At 59.9% G+C, this 16,630-nt stretch carries 15 protein-coding genes; 6 read left to right on the forward strand and 9 right to left on the reverse strand.

Features of this window, described 5'->3' with window-relative positions:
* Positions 1 to 34 precede the first annotated feature (34 nt).
* From holA to RLW41_RS08905, 3 genes are all read left to right on the forward strand, one after another.
* Positions 35 to 1,081: a DNA polymerase III subunit delta gene (holA, locus tag RLW41_RS08895; RefSeq protein WP_414464257.1), complete on the forward strand. Its 1,047-nt coding sequence runs from the start codon at positions 35 to 37 to the stop codon at positions 1,079 to 1,081.
* 71 nt (positions 1,082 to 1,152) lie between these two features.
* Positions 1,153 to 2,151 (forward strand): adenosine kinase, encoded by a 999-nt coding sequence (locus tag RLW41_RS08900; RefSeq protein ID WP_013950141.1) that lies wholly within the window; start codon positions 1,153 to 1,155, stop codon positions 2,149 to 2,151.
* Positions 2,152 to 2,345: 194 nt separating this feature from the next.
* Complete coding sequence (locus tag RLW41_RS08905) at positions 2,346 to 2,627, forward strand: hypothetical protein (protein ID WP_414464258.1); 282 nt, start codon at positions 2,346 to 2,348, stop codon at positions 2,625 to 2,627.
* Positions 2,628 to 2,761: 134 nt separating this feature from the next.
* On the opposite strand, the gene coaA is transcribed toward RLW41_RS08905, so the two are convergent.
* The 7 genes from coaA to mnmE form a co-directional block, all read right to left on the reverse strand.
* Positions 2,762 to 3,760 (reverse strand): type I pantothenate kinase, encoded by a 999-nt coding sequence (gene coaA / locus RLW41_RS08910; RefSeq protein ID WP_409561499.1) that lies wholly within the window; start codon positions 3,758 to 3,760, stop codon positions 2,762 to 2,764.
* Positions 3,757 to 4,089 carry a phosphoribosyl-ATP diphosphatase gene (locus RLW41_RS08915; protein ID WP_024274964.1) on the reverse strand — a complete coding sequence of 111 codons (333 nt, stop codon included), beginning with the start codon at positions 4,087 to 4,089 and terminating at the stop codon, positions 3,757 to 3,759. The genes coaA and RLW41_RS08915 overlap by 4 nt, the downstream gene beginning before the upstream one ends.
* A 117-nt stretch (positions 4,090 to 4,206) precedes the next feature.
* Complete coding sequence (locus RLW41_RS08920; protein WP_414464259.1) at positions 4,207 to 5,085, reverse strand: ParB/RepB/Spo0J family partition protein; 879 nt, start codon at positions 5,083 to 5,085, stop codon at positions 4,207 to 4,209.
* Positions 5,086 to 5,145: 60 nt separating this feature from the next.
* Complete coding sequence (locus tag RLW41_RS08925) at positions 5,146 to 5,991, reverse strand: ParA family protein (RefSeq protein ID WP_013950146.1); 846 nt, start codon at positions 5,989 to 5,991, stop codon at positions 5,146 to 5,148.
* Between the two features lie 3 nt (positions 5,992 to 5,994).
* Entirely contained in the window at positions 5,995 to 6,678 is a 684-nt protein-coding gene (gene rsmG / locus RLW41_RS08930) for a 16S rRNA (guanine(527)-N(7))-methyltransferase RsmG (protein WP_414464260.1), read from the reverse strand.
* The gene (gene mnmG, locus RLW41_RS08935; RefSeq protein WP_414464261.1) at positions 6,678 to 8,612 is read right to left on the reverse strand and encodes a tRNA uridine-5-carboxymethylaminomethyl(34) synthesis enzyme MnmG; all 1,935 of its coding nucleotides are present in this window, start codon (positions 8,610 to 8,612) and stop codon (positions 6,678 to 6,680) included. Before mnmG ends, rsmG begins: the two co-directional genes overlap by 1 nt.
* A gap of 365 nt (positions 8,613 to 8,977) precedes the next feature.
* Positions 8,978 to 10,321 carry a tRNA uridine-5-carboxymethylaminomethyl(34) synthesis GTPase MnmE gene (mnmE, locus tag RLW41_RS08940; protein ID WP_414464262.1) on the reverse strand — a complete coding sequence of 448 codons (1,344 nt, stop codon included), beginning with the start codon at positions 10,319 to 10,321 and terminating at the stop codon, positions 8,978 to 8,980.
* Between the two features lie 107 nt (positions 10,322 to 10,428).
* Here mnmE and RLW41_RS08945 point away from each other — a divergent pair, with 107 nt between their 5' ends.
* The 3 genes from RLW41_RS08945 (at position 10,429) to bla (ending at position 14,553) form a co-directional block, all read left to right on the forward strand.
* Positions 10,429 to 12,441 carry a thioredoxin domain-containing protein gene (locus tag RLW41_RS08945; protein ID WP_414464263.1) on the forward strand — a complete coding sequence of 671 codons (2,013 nt, stop codon included), beginning with the start codon at positions 10,429 to 10,431 and terminating at the stop codon, positions 12,439 to 12,441.
* A 110-nt stretch (positions 12,442 to 12,551) separates the two neighbouring features.
* Entirely contained in the window at positions 12,552 to 13,532 is a 981-nt protein-coding gene (locus tag RLW41_RS08950) for a sterol desaturase family protein (RefSeq protein WP_414464264.1), read from the forward strand.
* Between the two features lie 172 nt (positions 13,533 to 13,704).
* Positions 13,705 to 14,553: a class A beta-lactamase gene (gene bla, locus RLW41_RS08955; protein WP_414464265.1), complete on the forward strand. Its 849-nt coding sequence runs from the start codon at positions 13,705 to 13,707 to the stop codon at positions 14,551 to 14,553.
* A 79-nt stretch (positions 14,554 to 14,632) separates the two neighbouring features.
* Here bla and rho read toward each other — a convergent pair whose 3' ends face one another.
* Positions 14,633 to 15,898: a transcription termination factor Rho gene (rho, locus tag RLW41_RS08960; protein ID WP_013950154.1), complete on the reverse strand. Its 1,266-nt coding sequence runs from the start codon at positions 15,896 to 15,898 to the stop codon at positions 14,633 to 14,635.
* Positions 15,899 to 16,100: 202 nt separating this feature from the next.
* Positions 16,101 to 16,628 (reverse strand): protoporphyrinogen oxidase HemJ, encoded by a 528-nt coding sequence (gene hemJ, locus RLW41_RS08965; RefSeq protein WP_409561506.1) that lies wholly within the window; start codon positions 16,626 to 16,628, stop codon positions 16,101 to 16,103.
* Positions 16,629 to 16,630 lie beyond the last annotated feature (2 nt).

Consider the following 16,630-nt stretch of genomic DNA (forward strand, 5'->3'; position numbering starts at 1 on the left):
CATTTCGGGGCTGCCGCCCTGTAAGAGCTTGCTCATGGCCGCCGTCAAACCACAACAAACCGCTGCCTTCATGAAGGCGCCACCAGCCGATCTGGCGGCAGTGCTGTTTCACGGCTCCGATCCGGGCCTAGTCAGCGAACGCTCAGCGACGCTGGCGCGCGTTCTGGCGAGCCGCGAAAACCCGCCGGGCGAAATCCTCAAGATCGATGAGACGGAGCTCGACGACGATACTGGGCTATTAGAGACGGAGCTTCAAACACGTCCGATGTTTTCGGGGCGGCGGATCGTCAGGGCGATTGCGGGGCGAAAGATCTCAGCGCAGTTGCTGAAACCCATTCTGGCGTCGGTGCCGCTCGAAGGTCTGCTGATCGTCGAAGCCGGCAGCTTGAAAGCGGACGACACGCTGCGCGCGCTCTTTGAAAAGCAGGCGTCGTGCTATGCGGTCGCCTGCTATCCGGATACCGCCGCCGATATCGACGAACTCATCTCCGATGTGCTCACGTCGTTCAAGCTCAAGATCGACGGCGATGCGCGCGATCTGCTGCAAAGCCGCCTCGGCGCCGACCGGGCGCTGTCGCGCTCGGAAATTGAGAAGCTGGCCCTTTACTGTCTCGGGCGACAGCAGATCACCTTCGAAGACGTCGATATGCTCGTCGGCGACGCGGCTGGGCTTGCTGTCGAACGGATTGCGGAAGCTGTCGCCGATGGACGCACAAAAAGCGCCATCGGTGATTTTGGACGCGCGATGGCGTCGGGCGAAAATGCGCAGATGATCATTGGCGTTCTGCAACGCTATTTCCTGAAGCTGCATCGCGTGCGCAGCGATGTCGATGGCGGGCAAAGGCTCGATGATGCGCTGAAATCGCTGCGACCGCCGCTGTTCTTCAAGCAAAAAGATCTGTTTTCGCGGCAGGTTCGCAGTTGGTCGCGCAGCCAGCTCGACCAGGCGCTGCGCCGGATCGCGGAAGCGGCGAAAACGGCGCGGCTCTCGTCCAATCTCGAAGACGTCATCGCCGAGCGCCTCATCCTGGCGCTGTCGTCGATGGCTGCGATATCTGCCGCTGCGGCGAGCCGCCGCTAAGGCCTGCTTGCAGGTCGGCTGCGCCTCCCTATAGTGCCAGCGCTTTTCATCTGAGAATAAAGGGGACCTTCATGACTGATGCGCGTTACGACGTGATCGGGATCGGTAACGCGATCGTCGATATCATCGGGCGATGCGACGAAGCTTTTCTCGCCGACGTCGGCGTTGCAAAAGGCAGCATGCGGCTCGTCGATGCGGACGAGATCAAGAAGATCTATTCGGGCATGGGGCCTGCGATCGAAACGTCGGGTGGATCGGCCGCAAATACCATTGCAGGCGTTGCCTCATTCGGCGGAAGCGCAGCGTTCATCGGTACGATTGCCGACGATGAATTCGGCCGGATTTTCTCACACGACATTCGCTCTATCGGAGTTGAATTCGGTGCCTCGCCGATTTCGAATGGAACGCCGACATCGCGTTCTCTCATTCTCGTCACGCCCGACGGCGAGCGCACGATGAATACCTATCTCGGCATCTCGACGAATATCGAAGAAACGCAACTCGATCTCGAATTGATCCGCGCTTCGTCCATTCTTTATCTCGAAGGTTATCTCTTCGATCAGCCGCAAGCGATGACCGCTTTTCGGTCGGCGCATAAAGCTGCAAAAGCAGCGGGGCGAAAAACGGCGCTGACGCTTTCAGATGGCTTTTGCGTTGATCGCCATCGCGATGAGTTTCTCAAACTCATTCGCTCCGGCATCGATATTCTTTTCGCAAATGAATCCGAGATCAAATCGCTCTACCAAACGGAATCCTTCGATTTTGCGGCGGAAAAAGCGCGTGCCGATGCGAAGCTTGCGGTTCTGACGCGAAGCGCAAAAGGCTCCGAGATTCACTTCGAAGGCGAAACAATTCGAATTGGTACTTTCCCCGTTGAAGAGGTCGTCGATACGACGGGTGCCGGCGATTTATATGCGGCGGGATTCCTTTTCGGATATGCAAAAGGTTTGCATCTGGAAACTGCTGGCCGGCTGGCGAGTTTGGCGGCTTCGGAAATTATCAGCCATACGGGCGCCCGGCCGGCTGTTTCGCTCTCGGAATATGCCCGGCAACACGGCATTATTTCGTGAGGTCATTTTACGCCCCGGATCCCATTCCGGGGCGTATTGATATCTCTATTTTGAGTTGAACGCCGTCCGACAGGAGAATGTTTAGGGGGTATTTCGTGTCCAATTCGGACTCACAATTATTCTCCCTGGAATTACGATTTAACTTGCCGCAATCTCGAAATTACTGAATCGCTTTGTTTCGAGGTTCAAAAAAAATGCTTCACGCTCCTGTCCGACGCGGCCGCCCGAAAGGGACCGGCATTGATGATAGCGACCGGATCGCCCGATTGGACGAATTGTTGCGTGTTCACCCCGAAATGAAGCCGACCACCGCCATTCGCATGATGGGATATTCCGACCCGTCGGCCATTCGGCGACTTCGCGACAAATATAAGGTCTTTGCGATGAAGACGCGCATCGAGCTGGCGAAGGAAATGAGAGCCGCAGTGCCAGTGGCTGCAGAGCCTATTTCGGCGCTTATTCAGCACGGCCGCTAAAGCCCGGTATTTCGAAGACACCAAACCCTTTTCAAATCGTCGACTATAGAGCGATCTTTCCTGTGATCACTCGCCAGGGCCGCGTCCCCAAGCGGCCCATTTTTTTGCCCGCCGTTTAGAGACCATGCGTAAATCTACAGCTTGCGGAGGTATACGGATTCGACACGGTGGCTCTCGCTTTTCTGCAGGATGAGCTGCGCGCGCCGCCGTGTCGGCAGAATATTTTTTTCGAGGTTTTCGAAGTTGATCTCGCGCCAAAGTTTCAGCGCCACATGGCGGGCTTCGTCGGCGGCGAGGGTTGCGTATTTATGGAAGTAAGCGCCGGGATCGCGAAATGCGGTCGAACGCAAACGCATGAAACGCGTCAGATACCAATTCTCGATCACGGCCGGATCGGCGTCGATATAAATCGAGAAATCGATGAAATCTGAAACGAACGGAATAGTGCCGCCGTCTTTGGGCATTTCGGCCGGCTGCAGAATATTCAAGCCTTCGATAATGAGAATATCGGGCTGCTCGATCAGGACTTCCTGACCGGGAAGAACGTCATATTGAAAGTGCGAATAGACTGGCGCTGCGACGCTCGTGAGGCCGGATTTGATATCGCCCAGAAAGCGCAAAAGCCGTTCGGTATCGAAGCTTTCGGGAAAGCCCTTCTTGGCCATCAGGCCGCGACGCTCCAGCTCGGCATTCGGAAAGAGAAAGCCGTCGGTCGTCAAAAGATCGACGCGCGGATGATCCGGCCAGCGCGCCAGAAGCGCCCGCAGAACGCGGGCCGTCGTGCTCTTGCCGACCGCAACCGATCCGGCAACGCCGATGATAAAGGGAACCTTGGTATCCTTGCGCCCTAAGAACTCAGAGCTAACGGAATAAAGCTTCTGCGCAGCGGCGACGTAGAGGTTGAGAAGGCGCGAGAGCGGCAGATAGATCTGCTCGACCTCGTCGACCGACAGCTCCTCGATGATACCGGAGAGCTGTTCCAGCTCGTTCGGCTGCAGCGTCATCGGCGTGTCAGCGCGCAGCCTCGCCCATTCCTCGCGGGTAAAGACACGATAGGGAGAAAACGGCAAGCTTTCGAGCCGCGCGTCGTCACGCGTCTTCGTTCGTCGCTTCGGTGTGTACCGCGCGTTCACGTCGTGCCTTTGGTGCGGGAGGCTTTCTCTTCGAGACCTGAAGTGCCCATACGTCCGTCGAGAACCATCAGGATATCGGCGAAGGCGATCTGGCGAGATTCAAGCAGCACCAGCAGGTGGTAGAGCACATCGGCGGCTTCGGCGCGCACCGCCTTGTCGTCGGTGCCCATCGCCGCGATGACCAATTCGACCGCTTCCTCGCCGAACTTCTTGGCGCAGCGCTCGGTCCCGGCGGTCAGCAGTTGAGATGTATAGGACTTTCCCGAAGTGTCGGAACGCCGCGAGTGAATCAACGCGGCGAGCCGGTCCAGGGTATTCTCTTCGCTCATGTCTTGCGTCTCGTGCGGTTCGGTTCGACGTTCGAACCCAAGCGAGCGCACACCATCAAGCCAGCGCCGGATAATCAAGCGATACTCATCCGAAAACGCGAGAAAAGCTTAAAATCGTCAGCCTCCGCCCAGCCGCTGGCGGATATAGTCAAGCTGATCGAAGTTGCCATATCGGATCATGAGCGTGCCGCTTTCGCCGGACGCCTTGCGGATTTCGACCTTGAGACCCAGGAGGTCTGTCAGCTCCTTTTCGAAGGCCTTGGTGTCGGCGTCCTTGTCGCGGGCGCGGCGGTTGCCGCCGCCGGTGTTGCCCGGTTCGCCGAACGTCTGCACCAGCGTTTCGACATCGCGAACGTTCAGGCCGTTGTCGATGATCTGCTTGGCGATGTTGCCGGCATCCTCGCGGCCGATCAAAGCGCGGGCGTGACCGGCACTGATCTGGCCACTTTGGACAAGCGACTGCACGTCGGCGGGCAGCTTCAGAAGGCGCAGCGTGTTCGCTACATGGCTGCGGCTCTTGCCGATGATCTCAGAGACCTGCTCCTGGCTATAGTCGAACCGTTCGACCAGTTCGCGATAGCCGGTCGCTTCCTCGATGGCGTTCAAGTCCTGACGCTGGACGTTTTCGATGATCGCGAGTTCCAGGACCTCGCGGTCGCTGAGTTCGCGGATGATGACAGGGATGGTGTGGATCCCTGCCTTCTGCGCAGCGCGCCAGCGGCGCTCGCCAGCGACGATCTCATAGCCGCCTGCCATGCCGTTCGGACGAACGATGATCGGCTGCACGAAGCCTTTGGTGCGAAGCGACTCGGCCAGTTCCGCTAACTCGTCGTCGCGGAAATCCTTGCGGGGGTTGAGCGGGCTCGACGTCACCTCGGAAATGGAGACCATGCGCTGCTCGCCTTCCGGCGGCAGGCGATGCCCCATCGGCGCCGGCTCTCCGATGAGAGAGGCGAGGCCACGGCCCAGGCGGCTCTTCGGCACCATCGAGTTCATCTGCTTTTCAGTCCCCTGCTGATCGGTTTGTTCTTTAAATCCGCTCGTTTCTTACATGTCTCAAGCGGCCTTGAAGCGCCGCTCGCGTTCCATGATCTCAGTCGCCAGGCGCATGTAGGCCTGGCTGCCGGCACAGTCGTAATCGTAGAGAAGGATCGGCTTGCCGTGTGAGGGGGCTTCGGCAATGCGCGTATTCCGCGGAATGACCGTGTCGTAGACTTTCGAGCCGAAAAAGGCGCGGACGTTGGCTGCGACTTCGCGAGAGAGCGAGACGCGCTGGTCGTGCATCGTCAGCACGACGCCTTGGATTTCAAGGCGCGGATTGAGTGTTGCGCGGATCTGTTCGATCGAGTCTTTGAGCTGTGAAATACCTTCGAGCGCGTAGAATTCGCACTGGACCGGAACGATGACCGCATCCGCAGCCGACATGGCGTTGAGCGTCAGCAGGTTCAGCGACGGCGGGCAGTCAATCAGCACGTAGGTGAAGTGCGTTTCGGGATCGCGCGTGCGCTGGTGTCCGACCATCGCGGTGATGGCGTCGCGCAGCTTGAATGCCTTGTTTTGATCGGCGGCCAGCATCGGCTCGATGCCGACGAGATCGTTGTTTGCGGGCACGACGAAAAGGTTCGGAACGGCCGTTTTCAGGACCGTATCGAGGATCGCGACGCCGCTCGTCAGAATATCGAACGAAGTCTGGAAGCGTTTTTCGATATCGATGCCGAGACCAGTAGAAGCGTTCCCCTGGGGATCGAGGTCGAGCACAAGCACGCGCTCACCCACGGCAGCGAGCGCTGTGCCGAGGTTGATCGCCGTCGTGGTCTTGCCGACGCCACCCTTTTGGTTGGAAATGGCGACGACGCGCGGACCCGCGTTTGCACTGCCCGCGCCTGAGACGTAACCGGCCACGGGTTATCCCTCCGTCTTGGGTTTCGACACCCGGGGTTTCAACGCTTTAAGCAACACAACGCGGCCGTCCTCTTCCGTAACGCTTGGAATCAGCTCAAAGGCAAATTGCCAATCCTGAGCCGCCTTTTCGACTTCGGCCGTGGCGTCACGGCCTTTCAGGAAAAACCCAAGCGTAGAAGGCCCGAAATACGGCGCTGCGATCTCAACCAGCTTGGACAGCGGTGCGAGCGCGCGCGCGGTGACGCAGTCGGCCACGCCTACCTTAGCGTGAGTCTCGGGATTTTCGATCCTCATGCACAGAATGTCCACAGCCACGCCGGTCTGACGGGCGGCTTCCCGCAGGAAAGCCGCCTTCCGGCTGTCGCTCTCAACCAGCGTATGGTGGGTCTGGCCGGTCTCGGAGGCCAGGATCGCGAGCACGAGGCCCGGAAAGCCGGCGCCGGAGCCCAAATCGAGCCAGGTTTTGGCCTCTGGGGGCCGGAGCGGCCAGAGCTGGGCGCTGTCGGCGAAATGGCGGTCCCAGATATCGTCCAGGGTGCTCGAGGCGACGAGGTTGATGGTCTTCTGCCATTTCTTCAGCAGGGTTTCGTAAATTTCCAGCTTTTCGCGGGTCTCGTTGGAGATGCCGAACCGCGCCTGGAACGCGGCTGGCGTGTCGATGCGGGCTTCCGTGCGAGATCGGGCCATCAGGCGGACTTACGGCCGGATTTTTCGCTCTTGGCGGCCTTGAGGCGGGCGAGCAGGGTCAAAAGCGCGGCGGGCGTCATGCCCTCGATGCGTCCGGCCTGGGCGATGGTCGCGGGGCGGTGGCGGACAAGCTTCTGGCGGATTTCGGCCGAAAGGCTGGGCAAGCTCGCGTAATCGAAGTCGTCCGGGATGCGGACGGCCTCATCCCGTTTCAGCTGGGCCACGTCCTCATCCTGGCGGCGGAGGTAGGCGGCGTAGCGGGCGTCGACCTCGAGCTGAGCGGCGATCTTGGGTTCAATGCGGTCGATCTCGGGCCAGACGGCCTTCAGCCGCTCCAGCGAAATCTCCGGGAAGGCCAGGAGATCGAAAGCGCTGCGCCGGCGGCCGTCGCGATTGACCGCCAGGCCGTGGCGGGCGGCTTCGGTCGGGGTGAGCGAGAGTTGGTTCAACAAGTCAAGGCCGTCGAACAGAGCTTTGGCTTTCGCCTCGTAGGCCCGGGCGCGCTCCGGCCCGACGACGCCGAGGCGGATGCCCTCGGGCGTTAAGCGCTGGTCGGCATTGTCGGCACGGAGTTTCAGGCGGAATTCGGCCCGCGACGTAAACATGCGATAGGGCTCGGAAACGCCGCGGGTGACGAGGTCGTCGACCATGACGCCCAAATAACCGGAAGTGCGCGAAATACTGTACGTTTCACGTGAATCCATTTCTGAATAAACAGTTTCACGTGAATCCGTTGTATATGAATCTATGGTTAATCGCCCGGCGGTTCGCGCGGCGTTGATGCCGGCCAGCAGGCCCTGGGCACCCGCTTCTTCGTAGCCAGTTGTGCCGTTGATCTGGCCAGCCAGGAACAGGCCCGGCAAGCGCTTCACTTCGAGGCCCGGCGTCAGTTCGCGCGGATCGACGTAATCATATTCGATGGCGTAGCCCGGCCGCTTGATAACGACGTTTGCGAGCCCCGGCATGGTTTTCAGGAATGCGTTCTGAACCTCGGCCGGAAGCGAGGTCGAGACACCGTTCGGGTAGATCGTGTCGTCGTCGAGGCCCTCGGGCTCAAGGAAAATCTGGTGCGCGGTCCGGTCAGCGAAGCGCACGACCTTGTCTTCGATCGAGGGGCAATATCGCGGGCCGACGCTCTCGATCTGGCCCGAATACATCGGCGAACGGGCGAGATTGGCGCGAATGATGTCGTGGGTTTCCGGCGTCGTATAGGTGATGCCGCAAGCGATTTGGGGCGTCGCGATTGTCTCGGTCAAAAACGAGAATGGGACCGGATCGTCGTCAGCCTTTTGCATTTCAAGGCCGGACCAATCGATGGACTTGCCGTCGAGGCGGGCTGGGGTGCCGGTCTTGAGGCGACCGAGGTTCAAGCCAAGAGCGTAAAGCCGGTCGGACAGCTTCAACGCCGGGGACTCCCCTGCCCGGCCAGCCGGGATTTTCTGCTCGCCCATGTGAATGAGGCCGTTCAGGAACGTGCCCGTCGTCAGGACAACGGCGCCGGAGCGGACCAGGCGACCGTCGGCCGTGATCACGCCTTCCACGCGGCCGTTTTCGACGATCAGGTCCTCGACCCCGCCTTCGATGACATCGAGATTTGGAATTGCGGCGATTTCGGCCTGCATGGCCTGACGATAGAGTTTGCGGTCGGCTTGAGTGCGCGGGCCATGGACGGCGGGGCCTTTGGAGCGGTTCAGAAGGCGGAACTGGATGCCGGCAACGTCGGCGACGCGACCCATCAAGCCGTCAAGGGCGTCGATTTCCCGAACCAGATGGCCCTTGCCGAGGCCGCCGATGGCCGGATTGCACGACATTTCGCCGATGGTCGCAAAGGCGTGCGTGACGAGCGCCGTGCGCGCGCCGATGCGCGCCGCGGCGGCTGCAGCCTCGGTTCCGGCGTGTCCGCCGCCCACGACGATGACGTCATATCGGTTCATGGCCGCGATTTAGCGCAAATCTTGAGGCACGGCAAAAGGCGAAACGCCCTTAGTTTTTCGAATGCGGCTTCCGACTCTCCTTCGTCGAGCGGGCCGGAAGCGGCAGAATCGGGTGTTTGGGCGGGATGGAGGAAAATCCAGGCTTGCGAATCCAAAGAATCATTTCACGTGAAACTTTTTGGACTCACCCCGGGCCGCATATTTCCCTGGGCTCCTCCGGTTGACACCCCGGCGGCGGCCTTAGCATCGGGCTCACCGGTGCCAGCGCTCGTCTGAAGAGTAAGCGTCGTCAAGCGTTGTTCCGCCGGGAGACGCCGCCCCCAAATCGTAATCCTGTTTATCGTGCGAGAGGGGCGGTGTCGCCATCACTTGCCGATGCAGAAACGGCTGAAAATTTGGTCGAGCACGTCTTCGACGTCGACGCGGCCGGTGATACGGCCCAGAGCCTGGGCGGCGCGGCGGACATCTTCGGCCCGGAGTTCGATGGGCTCGGGGCTTTCAGCCAGAAAAGCGGTCACGTCGGCCAAGGCCGTTTCGAGGGCCTGCCGATGGCGCGCCTGGGTGATGACGGGGTCTGTTTGCGAGCCGACAGCCTGTTTCGCACGCTCTGAGATGACTGCGATCAGACGGTCGAGACCCGCGCCGGTCTTCGCGGAGATGGCCAAATCGCCAAAGTCCGGTTCCATCTGCGACTCATGTGGAAGATCGGCTTTGGAACGAATTACAAGACTTGTTTCACGTGAAAAGCCAAGCGGTGGAATCGACTCGGCTTTTTCCGTCAGCCACAGGATCAGATCGGCGTCGCGGGCGGCGGCAAGACTGCGGCGGATGCCTTCCTGTTCGACTTCGCTCGCGGCATCGCGAATGCCAGCTGTGTCGGAGACGATGACCGGAAGGCCGCCGAGATCGAGGCGGACTTCGATGACGTCGCGCGTGGTGCCGGCTTCGGCGGACACAATCGCCGCATCGCGCCGGGCGAGCGCGTTCAGCAGCGACGATTTTCCGGCATTCGGCGCGCCGAGCAGAGCAACGCGAAAACCATCGCGCAGGATTTCGCCGCGATGGCCATCGTCCAGATGCGCCGCGATCTCTTTCGCCAATGTTTCCGCTCGTTTTCGAGCCTCGGCGAACGACGAAGCGGAGACGTCTCCTTCGTCAGAAAAGTCGATAGCCGCTTCGGTGAGCGCGGCAATTTCAATGAGGCGCCCGCGCCAGCCATCGTAGAGTCGCGAGAGAACGCCTCCGGCTTGCGCGAGGGCTTGGCGGCGCTGGGCCTCGGTTTCGGCATCGACGAGGTCGGCAAGGCCTTCCACTTCGGCAAGATCGAGCTTGTCGTTTTCGAAGGCGCGGCGGGCGAATTCTCCGGGTTCTGCCAAGCGGCATCCGGGAATGGTGGCCAGAGCGGACAGAAGAGCTGCGACGACGGCCCGGCTGCCGTGGACTTGGAACTCGACGACGTCTTCGCCTGTTTCGGACAAAGGCGCCGCAAACCAAAGCACGACCGCGCGGTCAAGCGCTTCGCCTGTCTCGGGATGACGAATGGTCCGAAAGGCAGCGACGCGTGGCTTGGGTATCGGCGCCACCATTCTCTGCAGCACGCCCTGAGCAGCCGGTCCGGAAATGCGGATGACGGCGACGCCCGCGCGACCCGGCGCGCTCGAGAGCGCGAAGATGGTCGTCGCATCCGGGGTTGGGGGGCTCTGATTCATGGAATTTGAGTACGAGCGCGTTATCGACATAAGCTTCGCGTACGCGCGAATGCTTCGTGCCGCAACTTGATCTCGCAATTCCTCCTAACGCCCGTTGAATTCCTTACATGTCCGAAAATCGCCTGAAGTACGAGACGAGCCCTTATCTGCTGCAGCATCAGGACAACCCGGTGCACTGGTGGGCGTGGGGGCCGGAGGCCTTGGCCGAAGCCAAGCAAACGGGAAAGCCCATCCTGCTCTCCGTCGGCTATGCGGCATGCCATTGGTGCCACGTGATGGCGCACGAGAGCTTTGAAGATCCCAATACCGCGCAGGTGATGAACGACCTTTTCGTCAATATCAAAGTCGATCGCGAGGAGCGGCCGGACATCGACGCGATCTACATGGGCGCGCTGCATCGGCTCGGCGAACAAGGTGGTTGGCCGCTGACGATGTTTCTCGACAGCGAGGCGAAACCGTTCTGGGGCGGCACCTACTTTCCACGTGAATCACGCTACGGCCGGCCGTCGTTCGTAACGGTGCTGCTGCGCATCGCAGAGGCCTATCAGAACCAGCCGGAAAACGTCGCCAAGAATACCGAAGCGCTGGTGGCGTCGCTGAAGGAAGAAGCATCGACGAAAGACCGCGTCGAGGCAGGTCCCGACGTCCGCGATCTCGTGACGCGGATTTCGCGTGCCGTCGACCGCGAACACGGCGGCCTCAATGGCGCGCCGAAATTTCCGCAATGGAATATCTTCTGGCTGCTGTGGCGCGGCGCGATGCGCTTCGGTGATGAGGATGCGAAGCAAGCCGTCATCACAACGCTGCGCAACATCTGCCAGGGCGGCATCTACGATCATCTCGCCGGTGGCTTCGCGCGCTATTCGGTCGATGAGTATTGGCTCGTGCCGCACTTCGAGAAGATGCTGTACGACAACGCGCTGTTGATCGATCTGCTGACGGAGGTCTGGCGCGAGACGCAGGAGCCGCTGTTCAAGACCCGCATCGCGGAGACGATCGCGTGGCTGAAGAGCGAGATGATCGCAGAAGCAGGCGGTTTTGCAGCTTCACTCGACGCCGACAGCGAAGGCGAGGAAGGCAAATTCTATGTCTGGAGTGCGGAGGAAATTGCAGACGTTTTGGGTGCGGAAGACGCAGCATTCTTTGCCCGCATCTATGGCGTGACACCGCAAGGAAACTTCGAGGGCCACACCATCCTCAATCGTCTCGATCACCAAACGCTGCTGTCGGATGAAGAAGAAGCGCGTCTCGGCGAAATGCGTGCGAAGCTTTTGCAGCGGCGTGCATCTCGCATTCGGCCCGGATGGGACGACAAGGTCCTTGCAGATTGGAATGGGCTTGCGATCGCAGCCGTGTCACGCGCCGCTATCGTTTTCGATGAGCCGGAATGGTTGGTGCTGGCGGAGCGTGCGTTCGGCGCCGTCACGACGAAACTCGCCGCTGGCGGCGACCGCCTCTTTCATTCCTATCGCGGCGGCCTTGCGAAAGCTCCGGCGACGGCATCCGACTACGCCAATATGATCTGGGCGGCGATCCGTCTTTATGAGGCGACCTTATCGGACCGCTATCTCAGCCAAGCCCAGCGCTGGGCCGCGGTGCTCGATAGGCATTATTGGGATGTCGATAGCGGCGGTTACTTCACGGCGGCCGACGATACCAGCGACGTCGTCGTGCGGCTGAAGTCGGCATCCGACGACGCGACACCCAGCGCGAATGCGATTCAGCTGTCGAACCTGATCGCGCTCGCCGCGCTGACCGGAGACCTCTCGTACGACGACAGGGCAGCGGAACTCGCGCGGACGTTTTCGGGTGCGGTTGTTCGATCGCCAACGGGATATTGCGGTCTGATCGCCGCCGGGTTTGATCTCGGCAGACTTGTTCAAGTTGCCGTGATCGGCGGCAGCAAATCTGACCTGAGAAAGACACTGATTGAGATGTCGGTGCCGGCGGCGGTGACCTTCCTCTCGAAGACCGGATCGTTCGCGGAGGGCTCGCCGCTTGCAGGCAAAATGAGCATAGACGGAGAATCAACGGCTTATGTCTGTGTCGGACCCGTTTGCGGAATGCCGGTTCAGCAGCCGCAAGACCTACGAAAAGAAGTTCTGATCGCACGCAGCTAAACTATTGATCGCTGTCAATTTTTACCGCGTTGAAAGGTCTCACGGAGCAAACGCTTGGATGAGTTATCCTATGCGCGATATACAGGGTGTCGAGAAAGGCAGCCCCACCAATGAAAATTCTCAGAGCAGCCGTACGTTACGGCTACATACCTTTCATGATGCTCGGCCTGACCGGCGCCGCCTATTGGGTGGTCAGCCACTTGGTCGTCGCGGAGGGAAAGACGTGGGCGTATGCGTTGATATTTCCGCTGCTTGTCGTCGCTTATGCAACTTCATTGCTCGCCGAACGGATCGCTCCATTCTTTCCGGAGTGGAACGATAACGAGTCCCATGGAGACATGCTCACGAACACCGGGCACATCGCGCTCTACGAGTTAGGAGCGATCAACGGCGTTCTGCTGATCCCCGTGATCTGCTGGCTGTTTCCGTTCCAGGGTCTCTGGCCGACGGAGTGGCCCATGTGGGGCCAGGTCCTGATCGCGTTCGTCGTCGCCGACTTCTCCTTCATGTTCATGCATTACCTCAGCCATCGCCTGCCGATGCTGTGGCGGCTGCATGCGGTGCATCACGGCGTCGGGCGGCTCTACGGCTACAACGGCGTTATCCGCCATCCGCTGCACCAAGCGATCGACATGATCGTCGGCAACATGCCGCTTGTCATCATCGGCATGCCGGCGTCCGTTGCGGTCGTGCTCGGCTTCGTGATCTCTGTCACTCTGATCGTGCAGCATTCCAACGTGGACGCCTATCTCGGACCGCTGGAGAAGCATCTTGCTATCGGACGCGCGCATCATATGCACCACGTCAACTGGGGCACCGAAGGCGATTGCAACTTCGGCATGCTGCTGACGATCTGGGATCGGCTGTTCGGAACTTATACCGAGAAGCTGTCCCGCGAAGTGACGTCGAAAGACATGGGCGTCGACGAGCTGCCGAACTTCCCGAAAAGTTTGTGGGAGCAGTTGATCCTGCCTTGGGTCTACGTGCCGGGCAACGGCGAACCGGAACGCTATAAGCGGATGGCCGCAGAGGCCAAAGCAAAAACGCCGGCGCAAGAAGCGCGCGATCAGGTGCTGCACGCGGCGGAATGAACGTCTTCGTCGTGATGATCACAACAACATCACAAAAGGCCGCTCATTTGGGCGGCTTTTTTATTTCACGTGAATCATTGTGGCATTCGAAAAGTGAGATTCCGAACGCCATCATTTGGCGATAGATCATCGTCAGTGAGAGCTCCGAAATTCGCATTCATGGGAGCTGTCATTGGATCGCCGCGCCTTCATTCTCACGACCGCAGCGCTCGTCATGGGATCGTCTGCGCGCGGCGACGAAAATCCGTTTGAGGTCTTGGAGCGACAATACGGCGGCCGGCTCGGCGTGGCGGTACTCGATAGCGGATCGGGCGAGCGCATGGCCTATCGTACCGACGAGCGCTTTCCGATGTGCAGCACATTCAAACTTCTTATCGTTGGCGCCGTTCTGCACAACGTCGACAAGGGTTCTGAGCGGCTGGACCGATGGATTTCCTTTCAGGCCAGCGATCTTCTCGATTATGCGCCGGTGACGAAGACAGCCGTCGGCAAAGGCGGCATGACGATGAGCGATCTATGCGCGGCGGCGATCGAGTACGGTGACAACACCGCCGCCAATCTCATTCTCAAAGCAGTTGGCGGGCCAGACGGCGCGACACGCTACGTTCGTTCTCTGGGTGATGAGGTGACACGGATCGATCGGTTCGAGCCCGATGCCAACACCTGCATTCCTGGCGATCCGCGCGACACGACAACGCCAGCGGCGATGCTCGCCGATCTCAACGCGCTGGTGCTCGGAGATGCGTTGGCTGCGAACTCACGAGCGAGACTTTTGGGCTGGTTGAATGGCTGCAAGACGGCAGCGCGACGTATTCCAGCTGGTCTGCCGGCCGGCTGGGCCAGCGGCGATAAAACCGGAAGCGGCGCGAACGGAACAGCCAATGACGTCGCCATCATTCAGCGGCCAAATAAAAAGCCGCTGCTGGTCGCAGCCTATTCGACCGGTGTCGCAGCGAAGCCTGCGGACCGGGATCCGCTGCTGACTGACGTCGGTCGGATCGTTGCCCGTCATTTCGGCTAGGTCTGAATGGAACGGCAAGCGCAAAGAAAAAAGGCCGCTTGGATGCAGCGGCCTTTTTCACGTGAATCGTTGTAGCTGCTTATGTATTCATCGACTGGAAGAACTCGCCATTGGTCTTGGTCGAGCGCAGCTTGTCGATGAGGAACTCGATGCCGTCCATCGTGCCCATCGGGTTGAGGATGCGGCGGAGCACATAGACCTTCTTGAGCTGATCCTTCGGAATGAGCAGGTCTTCCTTGCGGGTGCCCGAGCGGGCCACATCGATCGCCGGGAAGACGCGCTTGTCGGAGACCTTGCGGTCCAGAATGATTTCCGAGTTGCCGGTACCCTTGAACTCTTCGAAAATAACTTCGTCCATGCGCGAACCTGTATCGACGAGCGCCGTCGCGATGATGGTCAGCGAGCCGCCTTCTTCGATATTGCGAGCCGCGCCGAAGAAGCGCTTCGGCCTCTGTAGCGCGTTGGAATCAACGCCGCCGGTCAGCACCTTGCCGGATGACGGCACAACTGTGTTGTAGGCACGACCCAAGCGCGTAATCGAATCCAGCAGGATGATGACGTCCCTCTTATGCTCAACGAGACGTTTAGCCTTCTCGATGACCATTTCCGAAACCTGGACATGGCGTGAGGGCGGCTCGTCGAATGTGGAGGAGATAACCTCGCCCTTCACCGAGCGCTGCATGTCGGTGACTTCTTCAGGCCGTTCATCGATCAGAAGAACGATCAGGTAGCATTCCGGATGATTGACGGAGATCGAATGGGCGATGTTCTGCAACAGAACCGTCTTGCCGGTTCGCGGCGGTGCCACGATCAGTCCGCGCTGCCCTTTGCCAATCGGCGAGACAATATCGATGACACGCGGGGACAGATCCTTGATCGTCGGGTCTTCGATTTCGAGCTTCAGCCATTTCGTCGGATAGAGTGGCGTCAGGTTGTCGAAGTGGCTCTTGTGCTTCGCCTTCTCGGGGTCTTCGAAGTTGATGTTCGAAACCTTGAGAAGCGCGAAGTAGCGCTCACCCTCCTTGGGGGAACGGATCTGGCCTTCGACGGTGTCGCCGGTGCGGAGGGCAAAGCGGCGGATCTGCGAGGGCGACACATAGATGTCGTCGGGGCCAGGAAGATAGTTCGCTTCCGGCGAGCGCAGGAAGCCGAAGCCGTCCTGCAGAACTTCGACGACGCCCGTCGCGGTAATTTCAGTCTCCTGCGTCGCGAGCTGCTTCAGCGTCGCGAACATCAATTCCTGCTTGCGCAGGGTCGAGGCATTCTCGACACCGGCCTCTTCGGCGAAGGTGACGAGCTCAGCGGGAGACTTCCGCTTCAAATCCTCGAGCTTCATTTGCTTCATTGAAAAAGAACTCCACGGAGCGCCGCATGTCAGCGGAATCGGGTGGTGAGGTGGGGTGAATGAGCCTGGCACGACGGCGACGAGGCGGGCGCCCCGTCATAACCCAGCGAGCGTTGACGCATTAAAACGTCGAAACGTGCCGTCTGCCAAAATCCAATGAGGACATGGCTTGTATAGCAGATCGGCACCGATCTGGAAAGTGTCAAAACGGCTTTACAATCACAAGGATGACAATCCCGATCATCAGTACGGTCGGGATCTCGTTGACGATTCGCCAGTGGCGCGCCGGTTTCGTGTTCCGGTCTTCGCGGAAGGCGCGGGTGGCAGCAGAGAGGTAGCCATGCAACCCGGAAAGCGCAAGGACAAGCGCCAATTTTGCATGCAACCAAGGCGCCGACCAGAAAGCACCCTGCCAGGCTAGCCATAGACCCAGGACCCAGGCCACCACCATCGCGGGCGTCGTAATGATATTGAGGAGGCGCGCCTCCATGATTTTAAAAGTCTCAGACTGAGGCGAACCGACCGGCGCATCGGCATGATAGACAAAGAGGCGCGGTAAATAGAGCATGCCCGCCATCCAGGCGATGATCGCGATGACGTGGAGCGCCTTGATCCAAAGGTAAGCCGCGTCGCCGAAAATCAGCATCATCGCCGCGGCTGCAATCGCTGTGACGGCAAGGGCGACGCCGGCGCGGATGGCTACGGTTCGTCCACTGGTTGTTTCCGCCATGA

The organism is Hyphomicrobium sp. DY-1 (genome assembly GCF_047497105.1).
Classification (GTDB): Bacteria; Pseudomonadota; Alphaproteobacteria; order Rhizobiales; family Hyphomicrobiaceae; genus Hyphomicrobium_B.